At 42.4% G+C, this 23,538-nt stretch carries 22 protein-coding genes and 9 tRNA genes; 1 reads left to right on the forward strand and 30 read right to left on the reverse strand.

Annotated elements, in window-relative coordinates; genetic code table 11:
• Positions 1–35: 35 nt before the first annotated feature.
• The 21 genes from AC4HAN_RS02870 to AC4HAN_RS02970 form a co-directional block, all read right to left on the reverse strand.
• Complete coding sequence (locus AC4HAN_RS02870) at positions 36–590, reverse strand: SdpI family protein (protein ID WP_491091081.1); 555 nt, start codon at positions 588–590, stop codon at positions 36–38.
• 242 nt (positions 591–832) lie between these two features.
• Positions 833–1,315: a transcription elongation factor GreA gene (gene greA, locus AC4HAN_RS02875; RefSeq protein ID WP_491091082.1), complete on the reverse strand. Its 483-nt coding sequence runs from the start codon at positions 1,313–1,315 to the stop codon at positions 833–835.
• A 228-nt stretch (positions 1,316–1,543) separates the two neighbouring features.
• Positions 1,544–3,487, reverse strand: a complete 1,944-nt coding sequence (gene mltG, locus AC4HAN_RS02880) for an endolytic transglycosylase MltG (RefSeq protein ID WP_491091083.1) — start codon at positions 3,485–3,487, stop codon at positions 1,544–1,546.
• A gap of 96 nt (positions 3,488–3,583) precedes the next feature.
• Positions 3,584–4,075, reverse strand: coding sequence for a GNAT family N-acetyltransferase (locus AC4HAN_RS02885; RefSeq protein WP_491091084.1), 492 nt, complete (start codon positions 4,073–4,075; stop codon positions 3,584–3,586).
• 54 nt (positions 4,076–4,129) lie between these two features.
• Positions 4,130–5,461, reverse strand: coding sequence for a UDP-N-acetylmuramate--L-alanine ligase (gene murC / locus AC4HAN_RS02890; RefSeq protein WP_491091085.1), 1,332 nt, complete (start codon positions 5,459–5,461; stop codon positions 4,130–4,132).
• A 16-nt stretch (positions 5,462–5,477) separates the two neighbouring features.
• Entirely contained in the window at positions 5,478–6,068 is a 591-nt protein-coding gene (zapJ, locus tag AC4HAN_RS02895) for a divisome accessory protein ZapJ (protein WP_491091086.1), read from the reverse strand.
• Positions 6,069–6,129: 61 nt separating this feature from the next.
• Positions 6,130–9,222 (reverse strand): pilus expression-regulating Snf2 family helicase, encoded by a 3,093-nt coding sequence (locus tag AC4HAN_RS02900; RefSeq protein ID WP_491091087.1) that lies wholly within the window; start codon positions 9,220–9,222, stop codon positions 6,130–6,132.
• 115 nt (positions 9,223–9,337) lie between these two features.
• On the reverse strand, positions 9,338–10,108 hold the full coding sequence (locus tag AC4HAN_RS02905; protein ID WP_491091088.1) for an acetyl-CoA carboxylase carboxyl transferase subunit alpha: 771 nt from the start codon (positions 10,106–10,108) through the stop codon (positions 9,338–9,340).
• Positions 10,105–10,971: an acetyl-CoA carboxylase, carboxyltransferase subunit beta gene (accD, locus tag AC4HAN_RS02910; RefSeq protein WP_491091089.1), complete on the reverse strand. Its 867-nt coding sequence runs from the start codon at positions 10,969–10,971 to the stop codon at positions 10,105–10,107. Before accD ends, AC4HAN_RS02905 begins: the two co-directional genes overlap by 4 nt.
• An 8-nt stretch (positions 10,972–10,979) precedes the next feature.
• Positions 10,980–12,350, reverse strand: coding sequence for an acetyl-CoA carboxylase biotin carboxylase subunit (locus tag AC4HAN_RS02915; RefSeq protein WP_491091090.1), 1,371 nt, complete (start codon positions 12,348–12,350; stop codon positions 10,980–10,982).
• 31 nt (positions 12,351–12,381) lie between these two features.
• Positions 12,382–12,804 carry a 3-hydroxyacyl-ACP dehydratase FabZ gene (fabZ, locus tag AC4HAN_RS02920; protein ID WP_027976623.1) on the reverse strand — a complete coding sequence of 141 codons (423 nt, stop codon included), beginning with the start codon at positions 12,802–12,804 and terminating at the stop codon, positions 12,382–12,384.
• The gene (gene accB / locus AC4HAN_RS02925) at positions 12,801–13,277 is read right to left on the reverse strand and encodes an acetyl-CoA carboxylase biotin carboxyl carrier protein (RefSeq protein WP_491091091.1); all 477 of its coding nucleotides are present in this window, start codon (positions 13,275–13,277) and stop codon (positions 12,801–12,803) included. The genes fabZ and accB overlap by 4 nt, the downstream gene beginning before the upstream one ends.
• Before the next feature lie 3 nt (positions 13,278–13,280).
• On the reverse strand, positions 13,281–14,513 hold the full coding sequence (gene fabF / locus AC4HAN_RS02930; RefSeq protein WP_491091092.1) for a beta-ketoacyl-ACP synthase II: 1,233 nt from the start codon (positions 14,511–14,513) through the stop codon (positions 13,281–13,283).
• A gap of 40 nt (positions 14,514–14,553) precedes the next feature.
• The gene (fabG, locus tag AC4HAN_RS02935) at positions 14,554–15,291 is read right to left on the reverse strand and encodes a 3-oxoacyl-[acyl-carrier-protein] reductase (protein WP_491091093.1); all 738 of its coding nucleotides are present in this window, start codon (positions 15,289–15,291) and stop codon (positions 14,554–14,556) included.
• A 16-nt stretch (positions 15,292–15,307) separates the two neighbouring features.
• Positions 15,308–16,228 carry an ACP S-malonyltransferase gene (gene fabD, locus AC4HAN_RS02940; protein WP_491091094.1) on the reverse strand — a complete coding sequence of 307 codons (921 nt, stop codon included), beginning with the start codon at positions 16,226–16,228 and terminating at the stop codon, positions 15,308–15,310.
• Between the two features lie 190 nt (positions 16,229–16,418).
• The gene (gene fabK / locus AC4HAN_RS02945; protein ID WP_491091095.1) at positions 16,419–17,381 is read right to left on the reverse strand and encodes an enoyl-[acyl-carrier-protein] reductase FabK; all 963 of its coding nucleotides are present in this window, start codon (positions 17,379–17,381) and stop codon (positions 16,419–16,421) included.
• A 101-nt stretch (positions 17,382–17,482) separates the two neighbouring features.
• On the reverse strand, positions 17,483–17,707 hold the full coding sequence (locus tag AC4HAN_RS02950) for an acyl carrier protein (RefSeq protein WP_027976629.1): 225 nt from the start codon (positions 17,705–17,707) through the stop codon (positions 17,483–17,485).
• Positions 17,708–17,768: 61 nt separating this feature from the next.
• Positions 17,769–18,746, reverse strand: coding sequence for a beta-ketoacyl-ACP synthase III (locus AC4HAN_RS02955; RefSeq protein ID WP_491091096.1), 978 nt, complete (start codon positions 18,744–18,746; stop codon positions 17,769–17,771).
• The gene (gene fabT, locus AC4HAN_RS02960; RefSeq protein ID WP_491091097.1) at positions 18,746–19,180 is read right to left on the reverse strand and encodes a fatty acid biosynthesis transcriptional regulator FabT; all 435 of its coding nucleotides are present in this window, start codon (positions 19,178–19,180) and stop codon (positions 18,746–18,748) included. The genes AC4HAN_RS02955 and fabT overlap by 1 nt, the downstream gene beginning before the upstream one ends.
• Before the next feature lie 154 nt (positions 19,181–19,334).
• Positions 19,335–20,126 (reverse strand): enoyl-CoA hydratase, encoded by a 792-nt coding sequence (locus AC4HAN_RS02965; RefSeq protein WP_491091098.1) that lies wholly within the window; start codon positions 20,124–20,126, stop codon positions 19,335–19,337.
• 156 nt (positions 20,127–20,282) lie between these two features.
• Entirely contained in the window at positions 20,283–20,927 is a 645-nt protein-coding gene (locus AC4HAN_RS02970; RefSeq protein ID WP_491091099.1) for an HAD family hydrolase, read from the reverse strand.
• A 99-nt stretch (positions 20,928–21,026) separates the two neighbouring features.
• On the opposite strand from AC4HAN_RS02970, the gene AC4HAN_RS02975 reads away from it, so the two are divergent.
• A complete protein-coding gene (locus AC4HAN_RS02975) occupies positions 21,027–22,382 on the forward strand; it encodes an aspartate kinase (RefSeq protein ID WP_491091100.1) in 1,356 nt (451 codons plus the stop codon).
• A 249-nt stretch (positions 22,383–22,631) separates the two neighbouring features.
• Here the strand turns inward: AC4HAN_RS02975 and AC4HAN_RS02980 are convergent.
• From AC4HAN_RS02980 to AC4HAN_RS03020, 9 genes are all read right to left on the reverse strand, one after another.
• Positions 22,632–22,705, reverse strand: a tRNA-Pro gene (locus AC4HAN_RS02980).
• Between the two features lie 50 nt (positions 22,706–22,755).
• Positions 22,756–22,829, reverse strand: a tRNA-Arg gene (locus AC4HAN_RS02985).
• Positions 22,830–22,838: 9 nt separating this feature from the next.
• Positions 22,839–22,924, reverse strand: a tRNA-Leu gene (locus tag AC4HAN_RS02990).
• Positions 22,925–22,934: 10 nt separating this feature from the next.
• Positions 22,935–23,006, reverse strand: a tRNA-Gly gene (locus AC4HAN_RS02995).
• Between the two features lie 10 nt (positions 23,007–23,016).
• Positions 23,017–23,089: transfer RNA gene (locus AC4HAN_RS03000), tRNA-Thr, on the reverse strand.
• A gap of 10 nt (positions 23,090–23,099) precedes the next feature.
• A tRNA-Leu gene (locus AC4HAN_RS03005) sits at positions 23,100–23,181 on the reverse strand.
• A gap of 6 nt (positions 23,182–23,187) precedes the next feature.
• Positions 23,188–23,260, reverse strand: a tRNA-Lys gene (locus AC4HAN_RS03010).
• A gap of 5 nt (positions 23,261–23,265) precedes the next feature.
• Positions 23,266–23,338: transfer RNA gene (locus AC4HAN_RS03015), tRNA-Asp, on the reverse strand.
• Positions 23,339–23,461: 123 nt separating this feature from the next.
• Positions 23,462–23,534: transfer RNA gene (locus AC4HAN_RS03020), tRNA-Val, on the reverse strand.
• Positions 23,535–23,538: the final 4 nt, after the last annotated feature.

The raw sequence follows: 23,538 nt of genomic DNA on the forward strand, positions 1-23,538 counted from the left end.
TGCTTGAAATCAAGCATTTTTTTGTGTCGCTAAATTTATTTTACATACTTTCTTTTTGAAGGATAAAACCAGATAGAATATATTATCGGTAGAATAAGCCATATAGAAAATGAAATCACTATTGCTGTTTGCATATCAAAGAAGTTAGAGAGAATCAAAAGCAGACAGCTGATTGGAATACTTAAATTTGCTAAAACTTTATGAGTTGCTTCCCAGTTGGCAGCATCATTTCGCGTTGAGAAAATCCTTATCCCAATAAAGGGATTGTAAGGAATATGAGAGCACAAACCACTAATAAAAATCATGCTGCTGCACAACAAGAACAAAAAAAGTTTACTCCCTACATCTATTTGCGAATATACAAGGCTTAACATCATAGTGAGATCAAGAGTCACTGTTGACAGCCATTTAAGCTTTTTCTTATATTTGCTGCCCGAGTAAATGTCTGATACTAAAATCTGAAAAGTAATGAAAGCAGTATATAATAAGCCAATGATCTTGGAATATTGAGAATAGGTTAGATAATAAATAAAGATAAAAAGGGAAAAAATGGCTAACATGGGTACAATTTTTTTATTCTTTTTTAACATAGGTGCCTCTTTTACTATGTATTTACTGTAATTATAGCTCCTATCTTTTTATTTTCAATAAAAGAGAAGATTTATAATATATGTAACTAAAGTATTATGAGCATAAAATTTTAGTCGCAGCAAATCATAAATATTACACTGCTACTAATTTAAAAAAATTTGTTTGAAAATACAAAAAAAGGATGGAACAAAACGAACCACAGCGGCTGTCTGTCTCATCCTCTTTTTGACTATTTTTTCTTTTATTTTGATTTTCTTACTTTGATAATTTCAACGTCATAGCTGCCTGCAGGTGACTCAATAGTTACCTTATCGCCGGTTTTCTTGCCAATCAGGGCTTGGGCAATAGGACTTTCGTTAGAAATTTTCCCGGCAAACACGTCAGCACCGGCAGCTCCGACAATCGAATACGTATCTTCGTCGCTTGTACCGACTTCGCGGACAACGACGGTTTTACCGATAGCTACTTCGTTTTTGGCAACCGCATCGCTGTCAACAATCTCAGCATAACGAATTTTTGTTTCAATGCTTGAAATCTGCCCTTCAACAAAGGCCTGCTCATCTTTAGCAGCTTCATATTCACTGTTTTCTGACAAGTCACCGTAAGAGCGGGCAATTTTAATGCGCTCAATAACCTCTGGACGGCGAACTAATTTTAAATCTTCAAGTTCCTGCTCGAGTTGTTCCTTTTCAGCAAGGGTCATTGGATAGGTTTTTTCTGACATAGTTAATCTCTCTTTTCTATATGATTAATAATTTTAGACATGAAAAGGGAGTGGGACAAGCTTTTGCAAACGCTCAAGCTGCAAAGCTTGCCGTCCACCCCTGCAAAGCTGACAATCCCTAAAAGACGCCGTAAGACGATTTATAGGCCTGAAAAGTCAGCTGCTGCTGTCTTTAAGGTAAGACTATTAGTATTTCTGGCTGATATTTAAATAGTTCAGCGCTTTAAATTACTCACTGCTTGAGTCATCAATCTTCTTGTTGATATATTTTTCAACATTGGCAGAATGCTCCTCGTAAGTTTTAGCATAGTATACTTCACCCGTTGTGACATCTGCTACAAAATACAAATCATCTGTTGATTCCGGCTCAACTGACGCTTTGATAGCGGACAGCCCCGGATTATCCACTGCTCCGGGCATCAATCCCTTGTTCGTATAAACATTATAAGGAGACTTGATTTTAGTATTGATGTTAGCATCTTCTTTCAGGGTTGTTTTCTCGCCTAATTTCCCCATTGCATAAAGAACAGCGATATTAGACTGAAGAGGCATGTCCTGATCTATACGATTGTAGAAGACACCAGCAATTTTTTTGCGGTCATCATCTGTTGAACCTTCTTTTTCGACAAGAGAAGCCATCGTCAAAATTTCGTTGACTGTCTTACCTTGTGATTCGATGGTATCATAATAATTTTGCATGTTGGCATCCATAGCAGCCAGCATGCTGTCAATTAAATCCTCGACACTGGTCTTCTTCTCGTAATTATAAGTGGCCGGGAACAGATAACCTTCCAGCTGATATTTCACCTTAGAAGCATCCGGCAGACTGCCTAAAAGTTTAGGATATTTTTTTACCATTTTACTGATAAAAGCTTTGTCCTGAACGGCCTTTAAAAACTCCTTGGAGGTAAAAGGCGTCTTATCCGTTTTTTTCTTAGTGTTGGCATTGCTTGTGACAGCTTTAGCAATCTGTTTGATGGTGTACCCTTCAGGAATCAAAACCTTGCCCAAAACAGGCGCCTGAGGAGTTGTTGTTCCGCCCTTTTGAAGAGCTTTAGCGATGTCATCTAAGGACATGCTCTTTTGCAAATTATAGTAGCCGCTCTGCAAATTGCCGTAATTGCGGAATTTGGTATAGTAATTGAAAACAGCTGCATTTTTGATGACACCGGCTTTTTCAAGAATCCGGCCAATCATCCGATTGCCCGATCCGCTCGGAATTTCCACCTGAATGTACTTGCTTGATTTAGCATCCAAGGGCTTGAGAGCGCTGGAAACATAATAATAGCCAAAGACACCCGTTCCTATCAGTAAAATGAGGATAAAGGTAATCAAAACCGCTGAAATCTTTCTTGCCAGTCTGTTGGTTTTCTTATGGCGCTGCTGCCTTCTCTGATTCAGACTGGCTGCAGTGTCCTGAGGAGTCTTTTTAGCCTTAGATTTTTGAGGTTTTTTAGTGATTTTCGGCACCTCCTCTTCTTCTGGTTTAGGAATTTCCTTCTCTTTGACTGCCTTAGCTTCCTCTTTAGGCTGAGGCTTGGTTTCATCCTTAGATGTTAAATTTAAATCGGATACAGACAGCTCTTTGGTTTCTTCTTCAACGCTTCCTTGATGTTTTTCAATAAAATCAGCAGGCAACTGCCAGTTTTCCGCTTGTCCGTCATCAATCCAAGTTCCTGTAGATTTAACTTTTACTTCTAAATTATTAGAAGGGTCATTGGCAATCAGTGTTTCTGAAACAGATTCAGCAGGGTTTGGATTAGCTGTCTCATTTTGGACAGATTCGGAAAGCTGAGATGCTTGGGCAGGAACCTCAGCTGTTTGAGGTGTTTTCTGATCAGTTGCTTTTTTCTCGGACGGATTGCTCGAATCAGGCGAGAAAACTTCATCTAAGTTGGCTAAGACATCATCAACCACTTGATCTGTAATCTTTCCCTCGGGGACCGGCATAACAGCTGCTTCCTCTTTTTTTGCTGCCTGACCGGATGATTCTTCAGACAGCTGGTCATTTTCGGCAGAGTAAGCTTCAGATGTTTCTGTATCTGCCTGATTGGCTTTGCCTTCTCTGCGCAAGCGGCTGGCTTTCTCCATGTCTGCTAGAATTTTTTCTTTAAAACTTTTCGTCTGTTGAGCTTCTTTCTTCTCTTCATCATTAAAGATATCATCAGTCAAAGCTTAACCTCCTAATGTTTATCACAGGCTATTATAACCTAAAAACGCTTTAAAGGCAATCTTATCAGTTTTTTATTACAGCAGCGTAACAAAAAATTAGATTTCAGGATTATCCCAAACCATGTTGTACCAGGTACTGCCGCCATGATTTGACGATGAGAGGCCTTCATCGGTAAAGCCATTCATTTCATAATAAGAAATTAAATAATCATGACAGGTCAGGCTGATCCCCAAACGTTTCTGGCTCACGGCCAGATCCTTAAGGGCTGCCAGCAAAGTCGTTCCGATTCCCTGTCTTTGAAACTCTTTAGACACAGAAAGGCTGGTTACGGCGATATAGCCGGACTCCTTTGGATTGACCTCCACCGTTTGAAACAAATCATCTGTCAGATATCGGTTTGCAATTACAGGCCCCTCAATATAGCCTGCAAGCTGACCGTCCTGTTCAGCCACTAAAAAGGTATCGGCAATTTTTTCAATTCGCTCCTTGATAACTTGCGAAGCCGCTGCTTCTGCAGCCGAAAAATTTTCGGCTTCAATGCGGCTGACTGCTTCTAAATCAGCCAACTGAGCCTGTCTAATCAGCATTTCATCTCCCTTTAGAAAAAAGGTCTTTACTAAAAAGTAAAGAAAGCCTTTATATTATTGTGTATTTTTTGTTAAATTAGAGAGGAGTTCTTCAAACGAACGCTCGTAAAGCTGGATATCTCCTGCTCCCATAAAGACATAAACAGCGTCATCATGGTCTAAAAGAGGGGAGACATTCTCAACGGTGATAACCTTGGCAGGTTTAATAATCTTTTCTGCTAGATCTTCTACTTTAACATCGCCGTGATCCACTTCACGCGCAGAACCGTATATCTGTGCCAAATAGACACTGTCAGCTTCATTTAAGGCTCTGGCAAAGTCATCTAAAAGCGCAATGGTTCTTGTAAAGGTGTGCGGCTGGAAAATGGCGACAATTTCTTTTGAAGGATACTTTTGCCGAGCGGCATCAAGGGTTGCAATGATTTCAGTCGGATGATGCGCAAAGTCGTCAATAATAGTCGTATCATTAATGCGCTTTTCAGAGAAACGGCGTTTAACACCGGAGAACGTTTTTAAGTGCTGAACGACCAATTCCATATCAACCCCAGCAATATATAAATTAGCAATAACAGCTGTTGCATTAAGCACATTGTGGCGGCCAAAAGCCGGTATATGGAAACGGCCGAGCTCTTCTTGCCCATGCTTAACCTTGAAATCGGAACCGTTTGTATTTCGCATGATATCATAAGCTATAAAATCATCATCGTCTTTAAAACCGTAATAATAAATCGGTGCCGGCGATGTTATCTTGCGCAGATAAGGGTCTTCACCGTAAACAAAAAGCCCCTTTTTGACCTGTTTAGCATAATCGTTAAAGGCATCGAAAACATCTTCTACGCTTGTAAAGTAGTCCGGATGGTCAAAGTCAATGTTCGTGATAATAGAATATTCCGGATGATAAGGCATAAAATGACGCTCATATTCATCGGATTCAAAGACAAAGTACTGGCTGTTAGCCAGGCCGCGTCCTGTACCATCACCAATCAGATAGCTGGTATCCGTAATATTTTTCAGCACATGAGCCAAAAGACCTGTTGTTGATGTCTTGCCATGAGCTCCTGCCACACCGAGACTGGTGAATTGGCGCATGAAATCTCCCAAAAATTCATGATAGCGTTTAAACTGGTAGCCTTGTTTTACGGCATAAGCAACCTCGATATTGTTGTCTTGCCGAAAAGCATTCCCTGCGATAATCTCCATATCATCAGTGATATTAGCTTCTGCAAAAGGCAGAATGGCAATGCCTGCTTTTTCAAGACCGTGCTGGGTAAAATAATACTTATCCACATCACTTCCCTGCACCTTATACCCCATCTGATGGAGCATCAGTGCCAGGGCACTCATTCCTGAGCCTTTGATTCCAATAAAGTGAATGGTTTTTGACATGCTTGTAATTTCTCCTCTAGTTGACATCGTCAAGACGTTCCAAGTTTAACTCCTGAGCCACATGACGCTCACGATGTTCCTGATTTTCTTTTTGATTATAGATTTGGCTGCTTTTTAAAAAGTCATAATTATTCTTTTTAACACCTTTTCTTGAAGGATTTTCCGGTTCTGAATAATGCTTAGGAAGCTCAGCCAAAATATAGGAATCCTGATGTAAATGGTTTGAAAAACGGCCTAGTTCCGTCTTAGGAGCCGGAGTCTCTTTTTCAGACTGCCTGATTACCCCTTTAGAGACTGGTCTGCTATAATCATTTGCAATGAAAGACTGGCGCTTTCTTTTCAGATCCTGACGGGCTTTTTCGCGGGCTATTTCAGCATAGGTTTTCCCCGCCTTTTGTGTCTCAATGCGCTCTGAAGCCACGTTTTGAGGATTAGGATTATCAGGAATAAACTGATAACCTTGAGTTACATCGTCATAAACCTTATCTTCATAAGGGCCGTGAATATTAGTGATCAGGTCTTCATTTTCATATAAATGCATTATTTTAGCAATTTCAACGACAGCCTCATCATCTGCAACCAAGGGAAATGTTCTTTTACGACTCATTAACTCACATCCTTTCTGAAACATTCCTATTATAAACTAAAAATAACATTTTTGAAAGCCATCATACAGAAATTCCTAAAATTTCTTTGATTTCTTCGATGCTCATGCTGGCACGTGTTTCATTTCCGTCTAAAACAGTTGTCACCAAATTCTTTTTGCTTTCTTGCAGTTCTAAGATTTTCTCTTCGATAGTCCCCCGCGTAATCATGCGGTAAACCTCAACATTTTCTTTCTGCCCGATGCGATGGGCACGGCTGATTGCCTGCATTTCCACAGCAGGATTCCACCATAAATCAATCAAAACAACAGTATCTGCCCCTGTCAGATTGAGGCCGACACCGCCCGCTTTAAGAGAAATTAAAAAGATATCTTTGCTGCCGTTGTTGAAAGCGCGCGTCATCTCCTGACGTTCATTAGCCGGGGTAGAGCCGGTCATTTTATAGCTGGTCAGACCAAGCACACTCAGCTCTTCTTCTGCTAAATCCAGCATATTGCGGAACTGAGAAAAGATCAAAGCTCTGTGGCCGCTTTCTTTAATCTGCTGCAGGAGCTCCCGCAGGCTGGCCATTTTCCCGCTGTCTCCGTCATAAGACATAAAGAGTTTTGGCGTGTCGCAGATTTGACGCAGACGTGTAATACCAGAGAGAATCTCAATTTTCTGGCGATTGATTTCAGCATCAGAGGACCGGCGGATAGTATCCTGCATCTGGCGGAGCTGTGCCAGATAAATAGCCTTCTGACTGTCTGCCAGTTCATTGTGGTAATTAATCTCAGTTAAATCGGGAAGTTCCGGCAAGACATCTTCCTTGCGCCTCCGCATAACGAAAGGTTTAATATAGCGGGCAACCTTTTGAGGCTCCATTTTCAAAAATGCTTTCTTTGCCGGCAGAAGTCCCGGCAAAACGATTTGAAAAATAGACCAAATTTCTAACAGCTTATTTTCAATAGGCGTCCCAGAAAGCGCAAAACAGTTTTTGACTTCAAAAGCACGGAGACTCTGTGCAATTTTTGTCTGGGTATTTTTCATAACCTGCGCTTCATCTAAAATCAAATAGTCAAAATGCCTTTTTTGGTAAAGTTCAAAATCCTGACGGAAGGAGGCATAGCTGGTAATCGTCACCTGATGATTTTCAGCAATCACTTCATCTCTTACTGCCTTAAGACCGTAAGAAACGGCTACATCTAAATCAGGCGTAAATTTTTGGCATTCGTCCTTCCAGTTATAAATAAGACTTGATGGTGATAAAATCAAAACCTTGGAGCCCTTAGTGAGACTGCTTGTCAAAAAAGTCAGGGTTTGCAGGGTTTTCCCCAGGCCCATATCATCAGCTAAAATACCGCCAAAACCGTATTTATCAAGCATAGACATCCATTTCACGCCTTTGAGCTGATAGTCGCGCAGGCTGGCATTGACCTTAAAATCCGGCAGTAAAAAATCTTCCGGATGCCGCAGATCCTTGACCAGCTGGGCAAAATCTTCAGAAAATTGGACACTGCCCACATCCTGCAAGGCATCAGAAACCTGATAGGCAGCAATCCTGCTGACTTCAAGGTGACCGTTATGGTGGTTTTTTGCCCGCAGATTTTGCAAAGCCTGACTGACCTTTTGTGTTTCTTCGTCAAAAAAGACCAGTTTGCCGGATTTGCTGACAAAGTAAGAGCGATTTTCAAAAAGAGCTGTCAGAGCATCATCAATGTCACTCTCAAAAATACTTGAAAAATCAAAGGAAATATCCAACAGCCCCTGGTTTGTTTTGACATCAATTTTTGGCTTTTCCAGATAGCGCAAAGCCTCAAGCGACGCAGAAAGGTTAACCTTGCCCATACGTTTAAAATGATTCAGCGTCTCCGTGAAAAAACGATAAAGTTCCTGAGCTTTCAAAGGCGGGTGATAGGCTGTAAATCCCTTTGAAAAGCCATAAAGTTCAAGAAGATCAGCGATTTTCTTTTCCTTTTTGAAATGACTGGCAAAAGGCAGGGCTTCCTTTTCTTCCTGACTGGAAACCCTGATTTGCCCGTAATCAAACACCAGCTGCAGCACAAGCTTTTGATCGCTTGACAAATCAAAATTAAAAATAACCTCAAAATCGCGGATATCAAAACTGGCGGGCGCTTCAACCCTGCCCAGTTTTTTGAAGTCCAAAAGACTGCTTGCCAGCTTTGCCTGATCTTCAAAATCAAAGTAAATGTGCTTAGCCAGATCTTCTTCCAAAGGCAGGCTTTTAATGGCAGCAGCCAGCTTTCTTTGCTTAGAGTCGAGGTGATAAAAAGTATTATGATACAGTAAATACTGATGATCAAAGAAAAATTTTACAGGCTTCTCATTGATTATCAGCTCAATAGACTGACGGTGAACTGTCACCTTAAAATGATAGAGCTGCGCCGAACTGTCCAATTCCCTGAATGTTAAATCGTGATAGACTTGGGACTCTCCTTCAAAAGAGAACTCATAAAGGTTCGTTAAGAGGCTGGCCCCTTCTTCAAAAAAACCGCTTGGAAAGGCCAGATTGCGGGCATGGTTGGGCAGCAAAAAGTCCGTGTCTGCACGAGCAGTGTCAGGAACAATACGCCATAAGAACTCAATCAGCTCCTGACTGGCCTCATCAAACTGCAGCAAAGAGAGCGGCTCATAATAATTCTTGCCGATTTGGTAATAAGATTCTTTTTTGATAACCGTTAAAAAAGCTTTAATATCACGGATAACATAAGAACGCTTGTCAGGCAGGCGGTTGATCTTTAAAGTCCACCAAAAATCTGATGAAAAAGGACTTTGGCTGCCTTGAGCAGACAGACGGTATTTGACACTGTCGTCTTCATTCATTGCCAAACCGTCAAGAAAAAGGCTGCCAAAAGAGGTTTTTTCCCTTCTCTCTTCCAGATCCTGCTCGTCAGCGATGAGATTATCAGCCAAGTCCTTCCCTTTAGGGTGGTTCTTCAGATAGTATTCAACAGCTGCTAAATGAGAACAGTAGCCCTTTTTTTGAAACATATCGCAAGGGCAGGAAACAAGATCATCTTCAAGGGAATAACAAACTCTGCAGTCTGCAACCTGTGCAACCAAAAAATTATCTTCTTCCTCTAAAATTGAGACTAACTGTTGTTCGTAAAAGTGGATGCCCTCATTGCGGACACGCCCGGGAATCAATCTACTCATCTTTTTTCCGCCTTTATCATTATCCCTTAATTATACCATATCTGCAGGGACTTTTCTTAGGTGAAAATCTCTTTTAAAAAAATAGAAAAATCTCACCTTAAGATGAGATTAATCGTTAATATTTTCTAAAACGCCGGTAACGTTCTTCCAGCAAATCAGCTACATCCAGCTGTTCAAGATGGCTGAGTTCCTCAATTAAGTTGGTCTTCATCATTTGAACAATTTCGCTGGAAAAATAGCCGTGTTCAGGAATAACCTTATCCACAACGCCCATTTTGAGCAGTTCGCCGGCGGTAATCTTCATTAATTCCGCAGCCTCAACAGATCGGCTTCCGTCCTTCCAAAGAATGGAAGCAAAACCTTCCGGACTTAACACAGCATACATGGTATGCTCAAGCATCCAGACCCTGTCTGCAACAGCTAAGGCTAAGGCCCCGCCGGATCCGCCTTCACCAATAATAATGGCAATGACGGGTACTTTAAGGTCGCTCATTTCTAATAAATTACGGGCAATGGCTTCTCCCTGACCTCTTTCTTCTGCTCCAACACCAGGATAGGCTCCTGCCGTATTGATCAAAGTAACCACGGGTCTTTTGAATTTTTCGGCCTGTTTCATCAGGCGCAGGGCCTTACGATAGCCTTCCGGATTTGGCTGACCAAAATTACGGTTAAGATTGTCCTGTAAGTTTTTCCCTTTTTGAACGCCGATAACCGTAACCGGTTTGCCATCCAAAAGTCCGATACCGCCGACAATCGCACCGTCATCTGCAAAATGGCGGTCACCGTGCAATTCCATAAAGTCATCAAAGATCTGCTCAGCATAATCCAGAGCTGTCAAACGCCCCTGATTGCGAGCTTCTTTGAGTATTCTTGACACATTACTCATTGGCCACCTCCATGAAATGCAAGCAGTTTTGCAATCGTCTCTTTCATTTCTGTTCTTTTAACAATAGCATCAACAAAGCCATGTTCTAACAAAAATTCGGCCTTTTGGAATTTTTTAGGCAGGGTCTCACGGACTGTTGTTTCAATGACACGACGCCCGGCAAAACCGATTAAGGCTTGAGGTTCTGCCAGTATAATGTCACCTTCCATAGCAAAGCTGGCTGTTACACCGCCGGTTGTGGGGTCTGTCAGTACAGTTAAGTAAAAAAGACCCGCATTGGAATGGCGTTTTACCGCCGCTGAGACTTTAGCCATTTGCATCAGGCTCATAATGCCTTCTTGCATACGGGCACCGCCTGAGGCTGTAAAAATGACAACCGGCAGCTGCTCATCCTTTGCATATTCAAAAAGGCGGGTAATTTTCTCACCAACAACAGTTCCCATCGAAGCCATAATAAAGTGAGAGTCCATGATGGCAAGAGCAGCCTTTTGCCCGGCAAAAGCAGCTGTTCCTGTTATGGCAGCTTCATCAAGACCGGTTTGACTTCTGGCTTCTGCCAATTTTTCCTTATAACCTGGAAAATCAAGAGGATCTTTTGTTTCAATGCCTGTAAACATTTCTTGAAACGAGCCCTCATCAACTGTAATCGCTAAGCGTTCCTGAGCTGAAATACGAAAATTATACGAACACTTGGGACAGATTTTAGCTAAACCAAGGTCTTTTTGATAAATCATGTGTTTGCAGGCCGGACACTTAGCAAACAGCTCATCCGGAACTTCCGGTGTTTCCCGAGGTTCTGTCCGCTTTATCGAACGCTGAGGATTTATACGGATATACTTATTTTTTCTTTCAAATAAAGCCATATCAACACCTATTCTTTATCCTCTGTATAGGCCGGTAAAAAAGTCTCCATCAAAAAAGAGGTATCATAGTCACCGGCAATAACATTTGAATGAGAAATTAAATCAAGCTGGAATTCAGCATTTGTAACGACACCGCTCACCTCAAACTCATAGAGAGCACGCTGCATCTTCATCAGAGCATCAAAACGATTTTCTCCGTGAACGATAATTTTGGCAATCATGCTGTCATAGTAAGGCGGAATGGTGTAATTATTGTACATGGCACTGTCAACACGCAGGCCGACACCTCCGCTCGGCAGAAAAAGGTCATTAACCTTTCCCGGGCTGGGTGCAAAATTAAATTTAGGATTTTCTGCATTAATCCGGCATTCAATGGCATGCCCGGAAATCCGGATATCTTCCTGCTGATAGGGCAGTTCTTGTCCCGCAGCAATGCGAATCTGCTCTTTCACAATATCAACACCGGTAACGAATTCTGTCACCGGATGTTCAACCTGAACACGTGTATTCATTTCCATGAAATAAAACTCTCCGGAAGCCTCATCCAAGAGAAATTCAATGGTGCCGGCATTTTCATAATCAACTGCCTTTGCCGCCCGAACAGCAGCATCTCCCATTTTACCGCGTAAAGTCTTACCGATGGCAATAGAAGGGCTTTCTTCCAGAACTTTTTGATTATTACGCTGGAGTGAGCAGTCGCGCTCTCCAAGGTGAATAATATGACCGAAAGCATCTCCTAAAATTTGCACTTCAATATGACGAGCCGGGTAGATAACCTTTTCCAAGTACATGGCACCATTGCCAAAAGCTGCCAGAGCTTCTTGGGAAGCCGACTCAAAGGCCGCCGTTAAGTCTTCTTTTTTATCAACCTTGCGAATGCCCTTGCCGCCGCCGCCGGCAGACGCTTTCAGCATAACCGGATAGCCAATTTTATCGGCAATTTTCAAGGCCTCTTCAGCCGTGAAAACTTCACCGTCAGAACCTGGTATAACAGGGACATCAGCCTTTATCATTTCAGCACGCGCATTAATTTTATCACCCATTTTGTCCATAACAGCAGCTGCCGGACCGATAAACTTAATCCGCATTTCTTCGCACATCGTTGCAAACTTGGAATTTTCACTTAAAAAACCAAACCCCGGATGAATGGCCTCAGCTCCGGTTACAATAGCCGCCGATAAAACAGCATTCATATTGAGATAAGAATCTGTTGATTTAGCCGGCCCAATACACACAGCCTCATCTGCTAAGAGGGTGTGAAGCGAGTCTTTATCTGCTTCTGAATAGACTGCAACAGTCGTAATTCCTAATTCTCTGGCTGCGCGGATAATACGCACAGCAATTTCACCACGATTGGCAATCAAAATTTTCTTAAACATGATGATGCATTTCTCCTAAGGTTTTTATGTATTAATTCCCTAAAGCAAAAGTCAGCGTTCCGCTTGCAGCCAGCTTTCCGTCCACTTCTGCCTTTGCTTCAACTACCGCAATTGTCCCGCGGCGCTTAACAAATTTGGCTGTCATGACGAGCTGATCACCGGGAACCACTTGCTTTTTAAACTTCACCTTGTCCATGCCTGCATAAAAAACAAGTTTTCCTTTGTTTTCTTCTTTGGACAGTTCAAGGACACCTGCAGTCTGTGCCAAGGCTTCCATAATAAGGACGCCCGGCATCACAGGATATTGAGGAAAGTGACCGTTGAAAAAAGGCTCATTGATTGTCACATTTTTAATGGCAACAATTTCATCATCACTGATTTCAAGAACACGATCAACTAATAACATAGGGTAACGGTGAGGAAGGGCCTCACGAATTTTATTGATATCAATCATTTGATGCGTACCAGTCCTTTTCCAAATTCAACCACTTCTTCATTGGCTACTAAAATTTCAGTAACAATACCGTCTTTTGGTGCCGGTACTTCATTCATCACTTTCATAGCCTCGATGATAAGCAGCGTCTGTCCTTTTTTGACCTGATCGCCAACAGAAACAAAGGCCGGTTTGTCAGGGGCTGAAGCCAGATAAGCCACTCCAACCAGAGGACTCTCAACAACATCTCCTTCAGCCACAGCCGGAGCTGCCACTTCTTCAGCAGGGGAAGCCGAAACTTCTGCTGCTTGAGGAGCCGGGGTTGAAACCGCTGCAGTTGGAGCAGCCGCTTCAGTCACAGCTGCAGGAGGAACTGCTGCTGCCGATTCATTTTTGCTGAATACAAGGGCTTCACCGTTGTTGTTATAGGAAAATTCACGCAAGCTGGAGCTGTCAAACTGACTCATCAAATCTTTGATTTCTGAAATATTCATGAATTAAGCCTCCCAGCGTTTGAAAGCAAGAACAGCATTGTGGCCGCCAAATCCAAAGGTGTTGGAAATAGCATAGTCAACTGCTGTTTCGCGGCCCTCACCCATAATAACATCAGCTTCAATGTCTTCTGATACTTCCTTAGTACCGGCTGTCATAGGCAGGTAGCTGTGGCGTATTGCTTCAATTGTTGCAATAGCTTCTACAGCACCGGCTGCACCCAACAGGTGTCCTGTGAAAGATTTCGTTGATGACACTGGAACATCCTTGCCTAAAACCGCAACAATAGCCTGACTTTCCCCTTTTTCATTAGCTTGGGTTGAGGTTCCGTGAGCATTAACATAGCCGACCTGATTAGGTTCAATGCCTGCTTCTTTAATAGCCAGCTTCATCGCTTTAGCAGCACCAGAACCATCCGGCCTTGGTGTAGTCATGTGGTAAGCGTCACAGTTGCTGCCATAGCCGACAACTTCAGCTAAAATGTTAGCACCGCGTTCTTTTGCATGTTCTAAACTTTCAAGGACAAGCACTCCTGCTCCTTCTCCCATAACAAAACCATTGCGGTCTTTATCAAACGGGATAGCAGAGCGAGTCGGATCTTCTGTGGTAGACAGAGCTGTAAGGGCATTGAAACCGCCGATACCGATTCTAGTAATAGATGCTTCTGATCCGCCGGCTAAGACAACATCCTGGAAACCGTATTTAATTTCACGGAAAGCTTCTCCGATAGCGTCATTGGCTGATGCGCAGGCAGTTGTAATAGATTTACATACCCCTTGAGCACCGATCTTCAGGGCAATGTTGCCTGCTCCCATATTTGACAGAGCCTTAGGAATAAACATAGGCTTAATGCGTTTCATGCCGCGTTCATGCATACGAATGATTTGGTCTTCTAATTCCTGCAGACCGCCAATACCCGATGACACGATGACACCGACACGGTCGCGAACTGTTTTGGCCATATCAAGCGCAGCATTTTCCAAAGCTTCCATGGCAGCGTAGATGGCATAAAGAGAATAGTCATCCATTCTGTTTCTGTCTTTTTTCACAAAATACTTGTCAAATGGAAAATCTTGAATTTCTCCGGCATTAAAAACCGGAATTTCTGAAGCATCAAATTTAGTAATAGGTTTGATGCCAATTTTACCGTCATGAAGACTGTTCCAAAATTCTTCTGGCGTATGTCCGATTGGTGAAGTAAGGCCGTAACCAGTTACGACAACTCTTTGTAATGTCATATTGTTCTCCTTTATTGGGGGAAATTTAGTAAGTTTATAATTATGATTGCATGGTCATGCCGCCGTCAATGGCAATGACCTGACCTGTAAGGTAATCCTGCTGAGCCAGAAAGAGTGCGACCTCAGCTACATTGTCAGTTGTTCCAAATCGTTTCATTGGAATCTGATTCAGCATCGCATCTTTCATTTTATCAGGAATACGGTCTGTCATGTCAGACTCAATAAAACCAGGCGCGATTGCATTGACACGCACATTTCTGGCTGCAGCTTCACGGGCAACAGACTTGGTAAAACCAATCAAACCGGCCTTAGAAGCTGCATAATTGGCCTGGCCGACATTGCCGGCAAGTCCGACAACACTGGACATATTGATAATGGCGCCCTCACGAGCCTTAGTCATTGGTTTCAAAACAGCCTTTGTCATATTAAAGCTGCCGGTTAAATTGATCTTAAGAACCTTTTCAAAGTCTTCTTCTGTCATTTTTAACATGAGCTTATCGTTGGTAATTCCTGCATTATTAACCAAGATATCAACACTTCCCAGTGCTTCGGCCGCCTCATCAGCCATGCGTTTGGCATCGTCAAAATGCGACACATCTCCTGAAACAGCTGCGACAGCAACCCCGTAATCCTTAAACTCAGCAATTAAATCTTCTGAAATCTCTGAACGTCCGTTCAAGACAACATTGGCTCCGGCTTTGGCAAATTTATGAGCAATCGCGAGCCCGATACCTCGAGTTGAGCCTGTGATAAAAACATTTTTATTTTTAATTTCCATTTCTGTAGTTACCTTTCTAATCCTCCAAAAGGGCTTGCAGACTTGATAAGTCTTCAACAGCTGAAACATTGGCTGATTTATCAATTTTTTTCATAAAGCCGCTTAAGACTTTACCCGGACCGATTTCAATGTAGTTATCCACACCAAACTCCTGCATAGCCGCAATAGAGTCATAAAAACGAACAGGCTCCTTAACCTGACGGGCAAGCAAACTTTTGATCTCATCTTTTTGCATAATTTCAGCTTTGGTGTTGCCGACTAAAGGAATGTCAAAATCAGAAAAATCAACGGTTTTCAAAACCTCTGCTAATTTTTGACTGGCCGGCTCTAACAATGCCGTATGGAAAGGCCCGGAAACCTTAAGAGGAATAAGCCGTTTGCTGCCTGCTTCTTTCAACAGTTCTACAGCGTAGTCAACTGCAGCAGCTTCACCGCCGATAACAATCTGAGCCGGTGTGTTGTAATTAGCTGGTGCTACAATTCCCTTGGAAGCTGCCTGTTGACAAATATCTTCGATCAACTGAGGATCAGTATTCATAACAGCAACCATTTTCCCGGTACCTGACGGTGCTGCTGTTTCCATAAATTCACCGCGCTTAGCAACTAAAGCAAGTGCCTCTTCAAAAGAAATTGCTCCGGCTGCGACAAGCGCTGAATATTCTCCCAATGAAAGTCCGGCAACAATGTCAGGCTGACAGCCTTTTTCTTTTAGAAGACGGTAAATAGCTACCGAGGTTGTTAAAATAGCGGGCTGGGTGTAGCGTGTTTGATTCAGTTTTTCTTCATCATTATCGATCAAAGCACGCACATCATAGCCTAAAACCGATTCAGCCGCTTGAAAAGTTTCTCTGACAATTGGATAAGTTTCATATAAATCCCTTGCCATGCCAAGTTTTTGAGCGCCTTGACCGGCGAATAAAAATGCTGTTTTAGCCATAATATAAGATATCAAAGTCGGCAGGAAAACAAAAGGAAAGAAGCAACACTGCCGTACTGCAATTTCCAAAGCAGCTTTGCCTGACAGCCCTATCTGCAATAGAGCTAAAGAGACAGGCAGCTGTTTTTCGGTTCTCCGACCGGATTTAATTCCTTTCTATGTTGTCTTTTACTATTATCACTAGTAAGGATTATTTCACATCTGCCCAACGCGCTGCTTCAGCTTTAATCACTTCGGCTGCTCCGTAGTATAGATCTTTTAAGATTTCTTCGCAGGTTTCTTCTTTTCTGACAAAGCCTGCAATTTGCCCCGCCATGACAGAACCATTGTCAACGTCTCCGTCAACAACAGCATTCCGAAGAGCTCCGGCACCCAGTTCTTCAATTTCTTCAGCTGATTTTTTCCCAGCTAAGAAATCTTTTTCAGCCTGACCGTATTCTGAAGACAGTCTGTTCTTGATCGCACGGACCGGATGGCCGACCACTGAAGCCGATACAACCGTATCAATATCCTTAGCCTTCAAAATTTTATTTTTGAAATTTCGATGAGCGTTGGACTCTTTAGCAACAACAAAACGTGTTCCTACCTGAATAGCTTCAGCACCCAGCATGAACACAGCTGCTGCCCCGCGACCGTCAGCAACGCCGCCGGCTCCGATAACAGGAATATCGACAGCATCCACAACTTGACGCACCAAGGCCATGGTCGTTAATTTACCGATATGACCGCCGGCTTCCATACCTTCGGCAATCACAGCATCAGCACCCAGTTTTTCCATACGTTTGGCAAGAGCCACACTGGGAACAACCGGAATAACGATAATCCCCGCATCATGGAAACGTTCCATGTATCTCCCGGGATTTCCGGCACCGGTGGTGACAACTTTGACACCTTCTTCGATAACCAGATCAACAATGTCATCTGCAAAGGGAGACAAAAGCATAATATTGACCCCAAAAGGCTTATCTGTCACAGCTTTAATCTTGTCAATATTAGCTTTGACAACTTCCTTAGGTGCATTTCCGCCGCCGATAATACCCAGACCGCCGGCTTTTGATACAGCCGCTGCTAGGTCACCGTCAGCTACCCAAGCCATTCCTCCTTGAAAAATAGGATATTTTATATCTAATAATTCTGTAATACGCGTTTTCATTTTTATATAAACCTTCTAAGCTTTTCACTCAATAATTTGACAGTCAAACTATCACAATAAGAAGAAAGAATATTCTTATAAGAATACTCTCAAAAACTTACTTATTTTGTTTTTTCTTCAACAAAAGCAACTAAATCACCAACTGTTTGAAGACCTTCTTCAGATTCAACTTGAATATCAAATTCATCTTCGATTTCTGAGATGACTTGGAATACGTCTAAAGAATCTGCGTCAAGCTCATCAAAAGTTGTTTCCATTTTAACTTCTTCTGCGTCTTTTCCAAGTTCCTCGACGATAATCTCTTGTACTTTTTCAAATACTGCCATGTTTTTTCTCCTTTATTTAAGAAATATTTTTTATATACTGTGCTAAGCACAAAATGTATAACTAGATTTTAACAATTAAACTGCCCCATGTCAAACCTCCGCCGAAACCGCTAAGGAGAACAGTCTGCGAACCATCCAAAGCTATGGTCCCGTTTTCGATGCATTCAGCTAATAAAATCGGAATGCTGGCTGCACTGGTATTGCCGTAATTCATCATATTAGCCGGGAATTTGTCTCTGTCGGCATCAATCTTTTTAGCCATCTTATCCAAAATACGGATATTAGCCTGATGCAGCAGGAAACAGTCAATATCATCCACCGAGAAACCTGATTCCTCTATTAAAGCTGAGATGCTTTTTGACACATCCCGAATAGCAAAATCAAATATTGCCCGGCCGTCCATTTTCAGGTAGTAACTGTCTTCTTCAGCCTCCTGTGAAAACGGTGAGGAAATATTATGGTAGCCTGAAGTCAGACCTTCTCCGCGGCTGCCGTCAGAATGAATGGATTCCGCCAGAAAATGTTCCGAAGAATCTGTTTCCAAAAGCACACCGCCGGCGCCGTCACCAAAGAGCACAGCTGTCCTTCGGTCTGTCCAATCAATTGATTTAGACATGACTTCTGCCCCAATAATCAGACCTTTTTGATAGCGTCCGGATTTAATGAGCTTTTCAGCTGTTGACAAGGCAAAAACAAAGCCGCTGCAGGCTGCTGCCAAGTCAAAAGCAAAGGCATTAACAGCACCAATGGCTGCCTGAACACGGGCAGCAGTTGATGGCATCATGGAATTAGGAGTAATTGTCGCAACAATGATAAAATCTATTTCCTCTGCCTTTAATGCTGCCTTTTGCAAAAGCTGCTCAGCAACTCGGCTGGCCAAATCAGCGGTGTCTTCTGTTTGACTGATCCGGCGCTCCTTGATTCCTGTCCGGCTGGCAATCCATTCATCGCTGGTATCCATTATTTTAGACAGGTCATCATTGGTCACAACCTGTGAAGGCACGTAATATGCTGCCTGACTAATTTTTGCAAAAGCCATTAAACCAACCCCTCAAGAAATTGATGAAGGTTACTCAGTCCCTTCTCCAAAGCACCAAGCTCTGTCGTATCCATATCTTTCGTAATGCGATTAACAACATTCTTATGAAATCTATTGTGTAAACGATAAAGCAGTCTGCCTTTTTGTGTCAGAGTCAAATAAACAACACGCCTGTCTGACTGAGAACGTGTCCGCTCAATATAACCCTTTTTTTCAAGTTTATTTAAGCTGGTCGTGACAGTTCCCAGAGTTACCAGCAGCTCATGGGCAATGTCACTCGGTGTCACATTGGTATTTTTTCCAATTATATCTACCGTATGCATTTCTTTTAAAGACACATCTTTGAATTGACTTGTTTTCAAACTCATCTCTTCAATAATCATGATTTTATTAAAAATATCAACTAGGTAAGAATTAATTTGATTATAGTCCAATCTGCCACCTCCTATACGAAAATAAACTTTGACTATCAAAGTTTATCAAAAGATTACTGAAATTGCAAGTTTAATTCAAAAATATTTTTTGTAAAAAAGATGTCTCAAGTAACCGGCTTGAGACATCTTAATTTTATGGCTTTGTTTATCATTGTTATTTGCCTGTAAATTTCGGACGCCGTTTTTCTGTATAAGCACGGACGCCTTCTTTAAAATCATTTGTAAAGGCAAGTGATTTTTGCAGGTCTAATTCCAGCTTAGCATAATCCTGCCAGCCGTCAAAAGAACTCTGCCAAAGCATTTCCTTAATAGCTTTGTATGAATTGACCGAACCGCGTTTCAAACGGGTAATCAGGCGGTCTGTCGTTTTTTCCAGTTTTTCCGATTCACAAACCTTATAGACAACACCATATTCCAAGGCTTTTTCTGCATTTAAAGCTTCCCCTGTCATGGCCAGCTGTGTGGCGCGCGTTATTCCGATTGCTCTGGTCAAGAGGAAAAGGCCTCCGGCATCAGGAGCAAGACCGACATTAACAAAGGCTTGAATAAAGCGAGTTTTGTCACTGGCAATACAAAAATCTGCTGCCACCGCCATATTAGCTGCAGCTCCGGCAACCGCACCATCTGTGCTCATCACGACAGGTTTAGGCAAACGTTTCAGAGAAAAGGAAATCTCATTAACCAGCTCTGCAATACGGACAAGAGACTGAACATTGTCATCATCAACAGCTCTTTGCATTTCAACCAGATCGCCGCCTACGGAAAACACTTTCCCATTCGCATTAATTAACAAAATTTGGACATTGTCGTCTTCTGCTGCAGCAGAAACAGCTTCTAAAATTTCCTCACAAATCGGAATGTTAAAGCCGTTTGAAACCTCCGGACGGTTAAGCGTTAAGGTTGCTACGCCATCAGTTACACTGTACAGAATTTCTTTAAAATCCATTTTCTAATTCCTCATCTCTAATTCTTAAATAATCAAGATAAACCGCTGTAGCTCGATTTTCAATATTAAAATAGTTTGAATGTCAAACTTTTTAACATCTCCATTTTATCATAAAAACAAAGAGTTCTCAAAAGGAAAAAGTACTTTTTACAATCTTTATCCCAAAAGAATATCAACTGCCTGTGTTAAATTAGCAATGAGGCGCTTAGCTGCCCGCTGATCAAGCCCGAAAGTCCTGTCTTCAACAGCCCAGACCTCTATTCCGGCAGTTGTTCCCGCAGTGATACCTTTTTCACTATCTTCAATGATCAAAATATCAGACTTTGGGATTTTCAGCTGCCGTGCTGCTTCATTGTAAATTTCCGGATCGGGCTTGCTTTTAGCAAACTCTTCTCCGGATAAAACAAATTCAAAATAGGGTAAAATAGCCGTTTCTCTCAAGGCCATCAAAATATCAGACTTAGTCGAACTGGAAGCTAAAGCAATTCTAATTTCGTGCTGTTGGAGCCTTTCTAAAACATCTTTAACATCTGAAAAAATCAGATGTTTATAGGGCCGAGGATGATTGTTTTTATACTCAGTATATTCTTTTTGCAGCTGTTCCGTGTCCCACTTATCGTAATCACTTCCTAAAATCTGCCGCCAAGACTGCTTCATATTGCTACCGATAAAAAATGCCGGCGGCAAATGCTTCATTGAAATTCCCTTGCTGTTCAAAAAAAGTTCACGCTGTCTGTAATAGAAACTTTCGGTATCAAAAAGAACACCATCCATATCAAAAATGATTGCTTTTACTGTCATGATACCCCCTTCCTTCAACCATTTTACCACAAAAACTGCTGACAAATTTTCTGAATTTTGCTATAATTTATATAATCTTATTGAAAATTTGGAGAATATATGAAAGTCGTAAAATTTGGAGGGAGTTCTCTCGCTTCTGCTGAGCAGCTTGAAAAAGTCTTAACTATTGTAAAATCGGATGACAGCCGCCGTTTTGTTGTTGTTTCTGCCCCGGGTAAGCGTGACGATCAAGATACTAAGGTAACCGATGCTCTAATCAAGTACTACAAGTCTTATGTTTCAGAAAAAGATGTTACTGCGGATCAAACTTGGATTATCAACCGCTATCGCTCCATTATTGATGAACTCGGACTCGGTCAGGGTGTACTGGAGAAAATTACCAAGGCAATCATTGATCTCGCCAATTTACCTATTGACGATAATGATTTTCTGTATGACACCTTTTTAGCTGCCGGAGAGGACAATAACGCAAAACTGATTGCTGAATATTTCAAAAAAAATGACCTGCCTGCCCGCTATGTACACCCCAAAAAAGCTGGTATTATTGTCACCAGTGAACCGGGAAATGCACAGATCATCCCATCCAGCTATGATAAACTGGAAGAGCTGCGTGACAGCGACGAAGTCCTGGTCATTCCGGGCTTCTTTGGGGTAACAGCCGATAATCAAATCTGTACATTCTCCCGCGGCGGTTCCGACATTACCGGTTCCATTGTAGCTGCCGGCGTCAAAGCTGACCTTTATGAAAACTTCACAGATGTTGATGGTATTTTTGCAGCACACCCCGGTGTCGTGCACAAGCCTCAGTCCATTTCCGAATTAACCTATCGGGAAATGCGTGAATTAGCTTATGCCGGCTTTTCCGTTCTTCATGACGAAGCTCTGATTCCTGCCTACCGCGGAAAAATTCCCCTTGTCATTAAAAACACAAATAATCCTGACCACCCAGGCACCAAAATTGTGCTCAAGCACACCGGAGATACGATTCCAGTCATCGGAATCTCCGGTGACGATGACTTTGTCAGCATCAATATTTCCAAATACCTGATGAACAGAGAAGTTGGCTTCGGGCGCAAAGTTCTGCAAATCTTAGAAGACTTAAACATCCGCTGGGAACATATCCCAACCGGTATTGATGACATGTCCATTATTCTTAGAGGCCGTGAACTGACACCGATTAAAGAACAGGAAATCATCTCACAGTTAACCCGTAAACTTGAAGTTGACGAAGTAGAAATTGAGCGTGACCTTTCTATTATCATGATTGTCGGCGAGAACATGAAAAACCACATCGGTGTCACTGCCAAAGCAGCCGAAGCTTTTTCAAAGAAGCATATTAACTTGGAAATGATTTCTCAAGGTTCCAGTGAAGTATCCGTCATGTTCGTTATCAAAACTGAACAAGAAAAAGCAGCTGTTAGAGCACTTTACCAAACTTTTTTTGAAAGTAAATAATAAAGTATCCGTTAAAAAAGCAAAAGGTGAAGGAAAACCAAGCGTTTTCCTTCACCTTTTTAATCCATCACACAGAAATAATTGCATTTGCAAAATTAGCCTTGCTGACAGACTTTGCATGTTTTTCCAATAATTCAACTGCTTTCAAATATTTATCCACAGCTGATATCCCTTGCCCAAATCTCCTCAACGTCATTTCAAAAAGACCAGAATATCAATTCCGATCTTCATTTTTTGAAAGCAATAATATCGGGAAGACAGGATTCGAACCTGCGACCCCTTGGTCCCAAACCAAGTGCTCTACCAAGCTGAGCTACTTCCCGTTCCTTCCCCCTAAAAACAAATCATCAGCCTAAAGCCAATCACTCGTCCATGCACCCTGCAGGATTCGAACCTGCAACCGCCTGATTCGTAGTCAGGTACTCTATCCAGTTGAGCCAAGGGTGCCTTCCCTTATGCCGAGGACCGGAATCGAACCGGTACGAAGGTTACCCTTCCCAGGATTTTAAGTCCTGTGCGTCTGCCAGTTCCGCCACCCCGGCCTCCTCTTAAAGCGAACGACGGGATTCGAACCCGCGACCCCCACCTTGGCAAGGTGATGTTCTACCACTGAACTACGTTCGCATACTATTTATGCCGGCTACATGACTTGAACACGCGACCCTCTGATTACAAATCAGATGCTCTACCAACTGAGCTAAGCCGGCCTATCCCTCATGCGGGTGAAGGGACTTGAACCCCCACGCCCTCAAGCGCCAGATCCTAAATCTGGTGCGTCTGCCAATTCCGCCACACCCGCATCCTATGACCCGTACTGGGCTCGAACCAGTGACCCTTTGATTAAAAGTCAAATGCTCTACCAACTGAGCTAACGAGTCGCTTACGGTCCCGACGGGAATTGAACCCGCGATCTTCGCCGTGACAGGGCGACGTGATAACCGCTACACCACGGGACCTATTCTAAGCAATTGTATTCGAACTAAAAAGCTAGTGATTTAGATAAATAGGTTAAGAAATCAGGATTTCTTACCTATTTCCTAAAATCATACGCTTTTCTTTACGTTCTCATTACTTAATTATGGGAGTTAACGGGATCGAACCGCTGACCCTCTGCTTGTAAGGCAGATGCTCTCCCAGCTGAGCTAAACTCCCTAAG

This window comes from Streptococcus sp. ELY_86 (genome assembly GCF_058314495.1).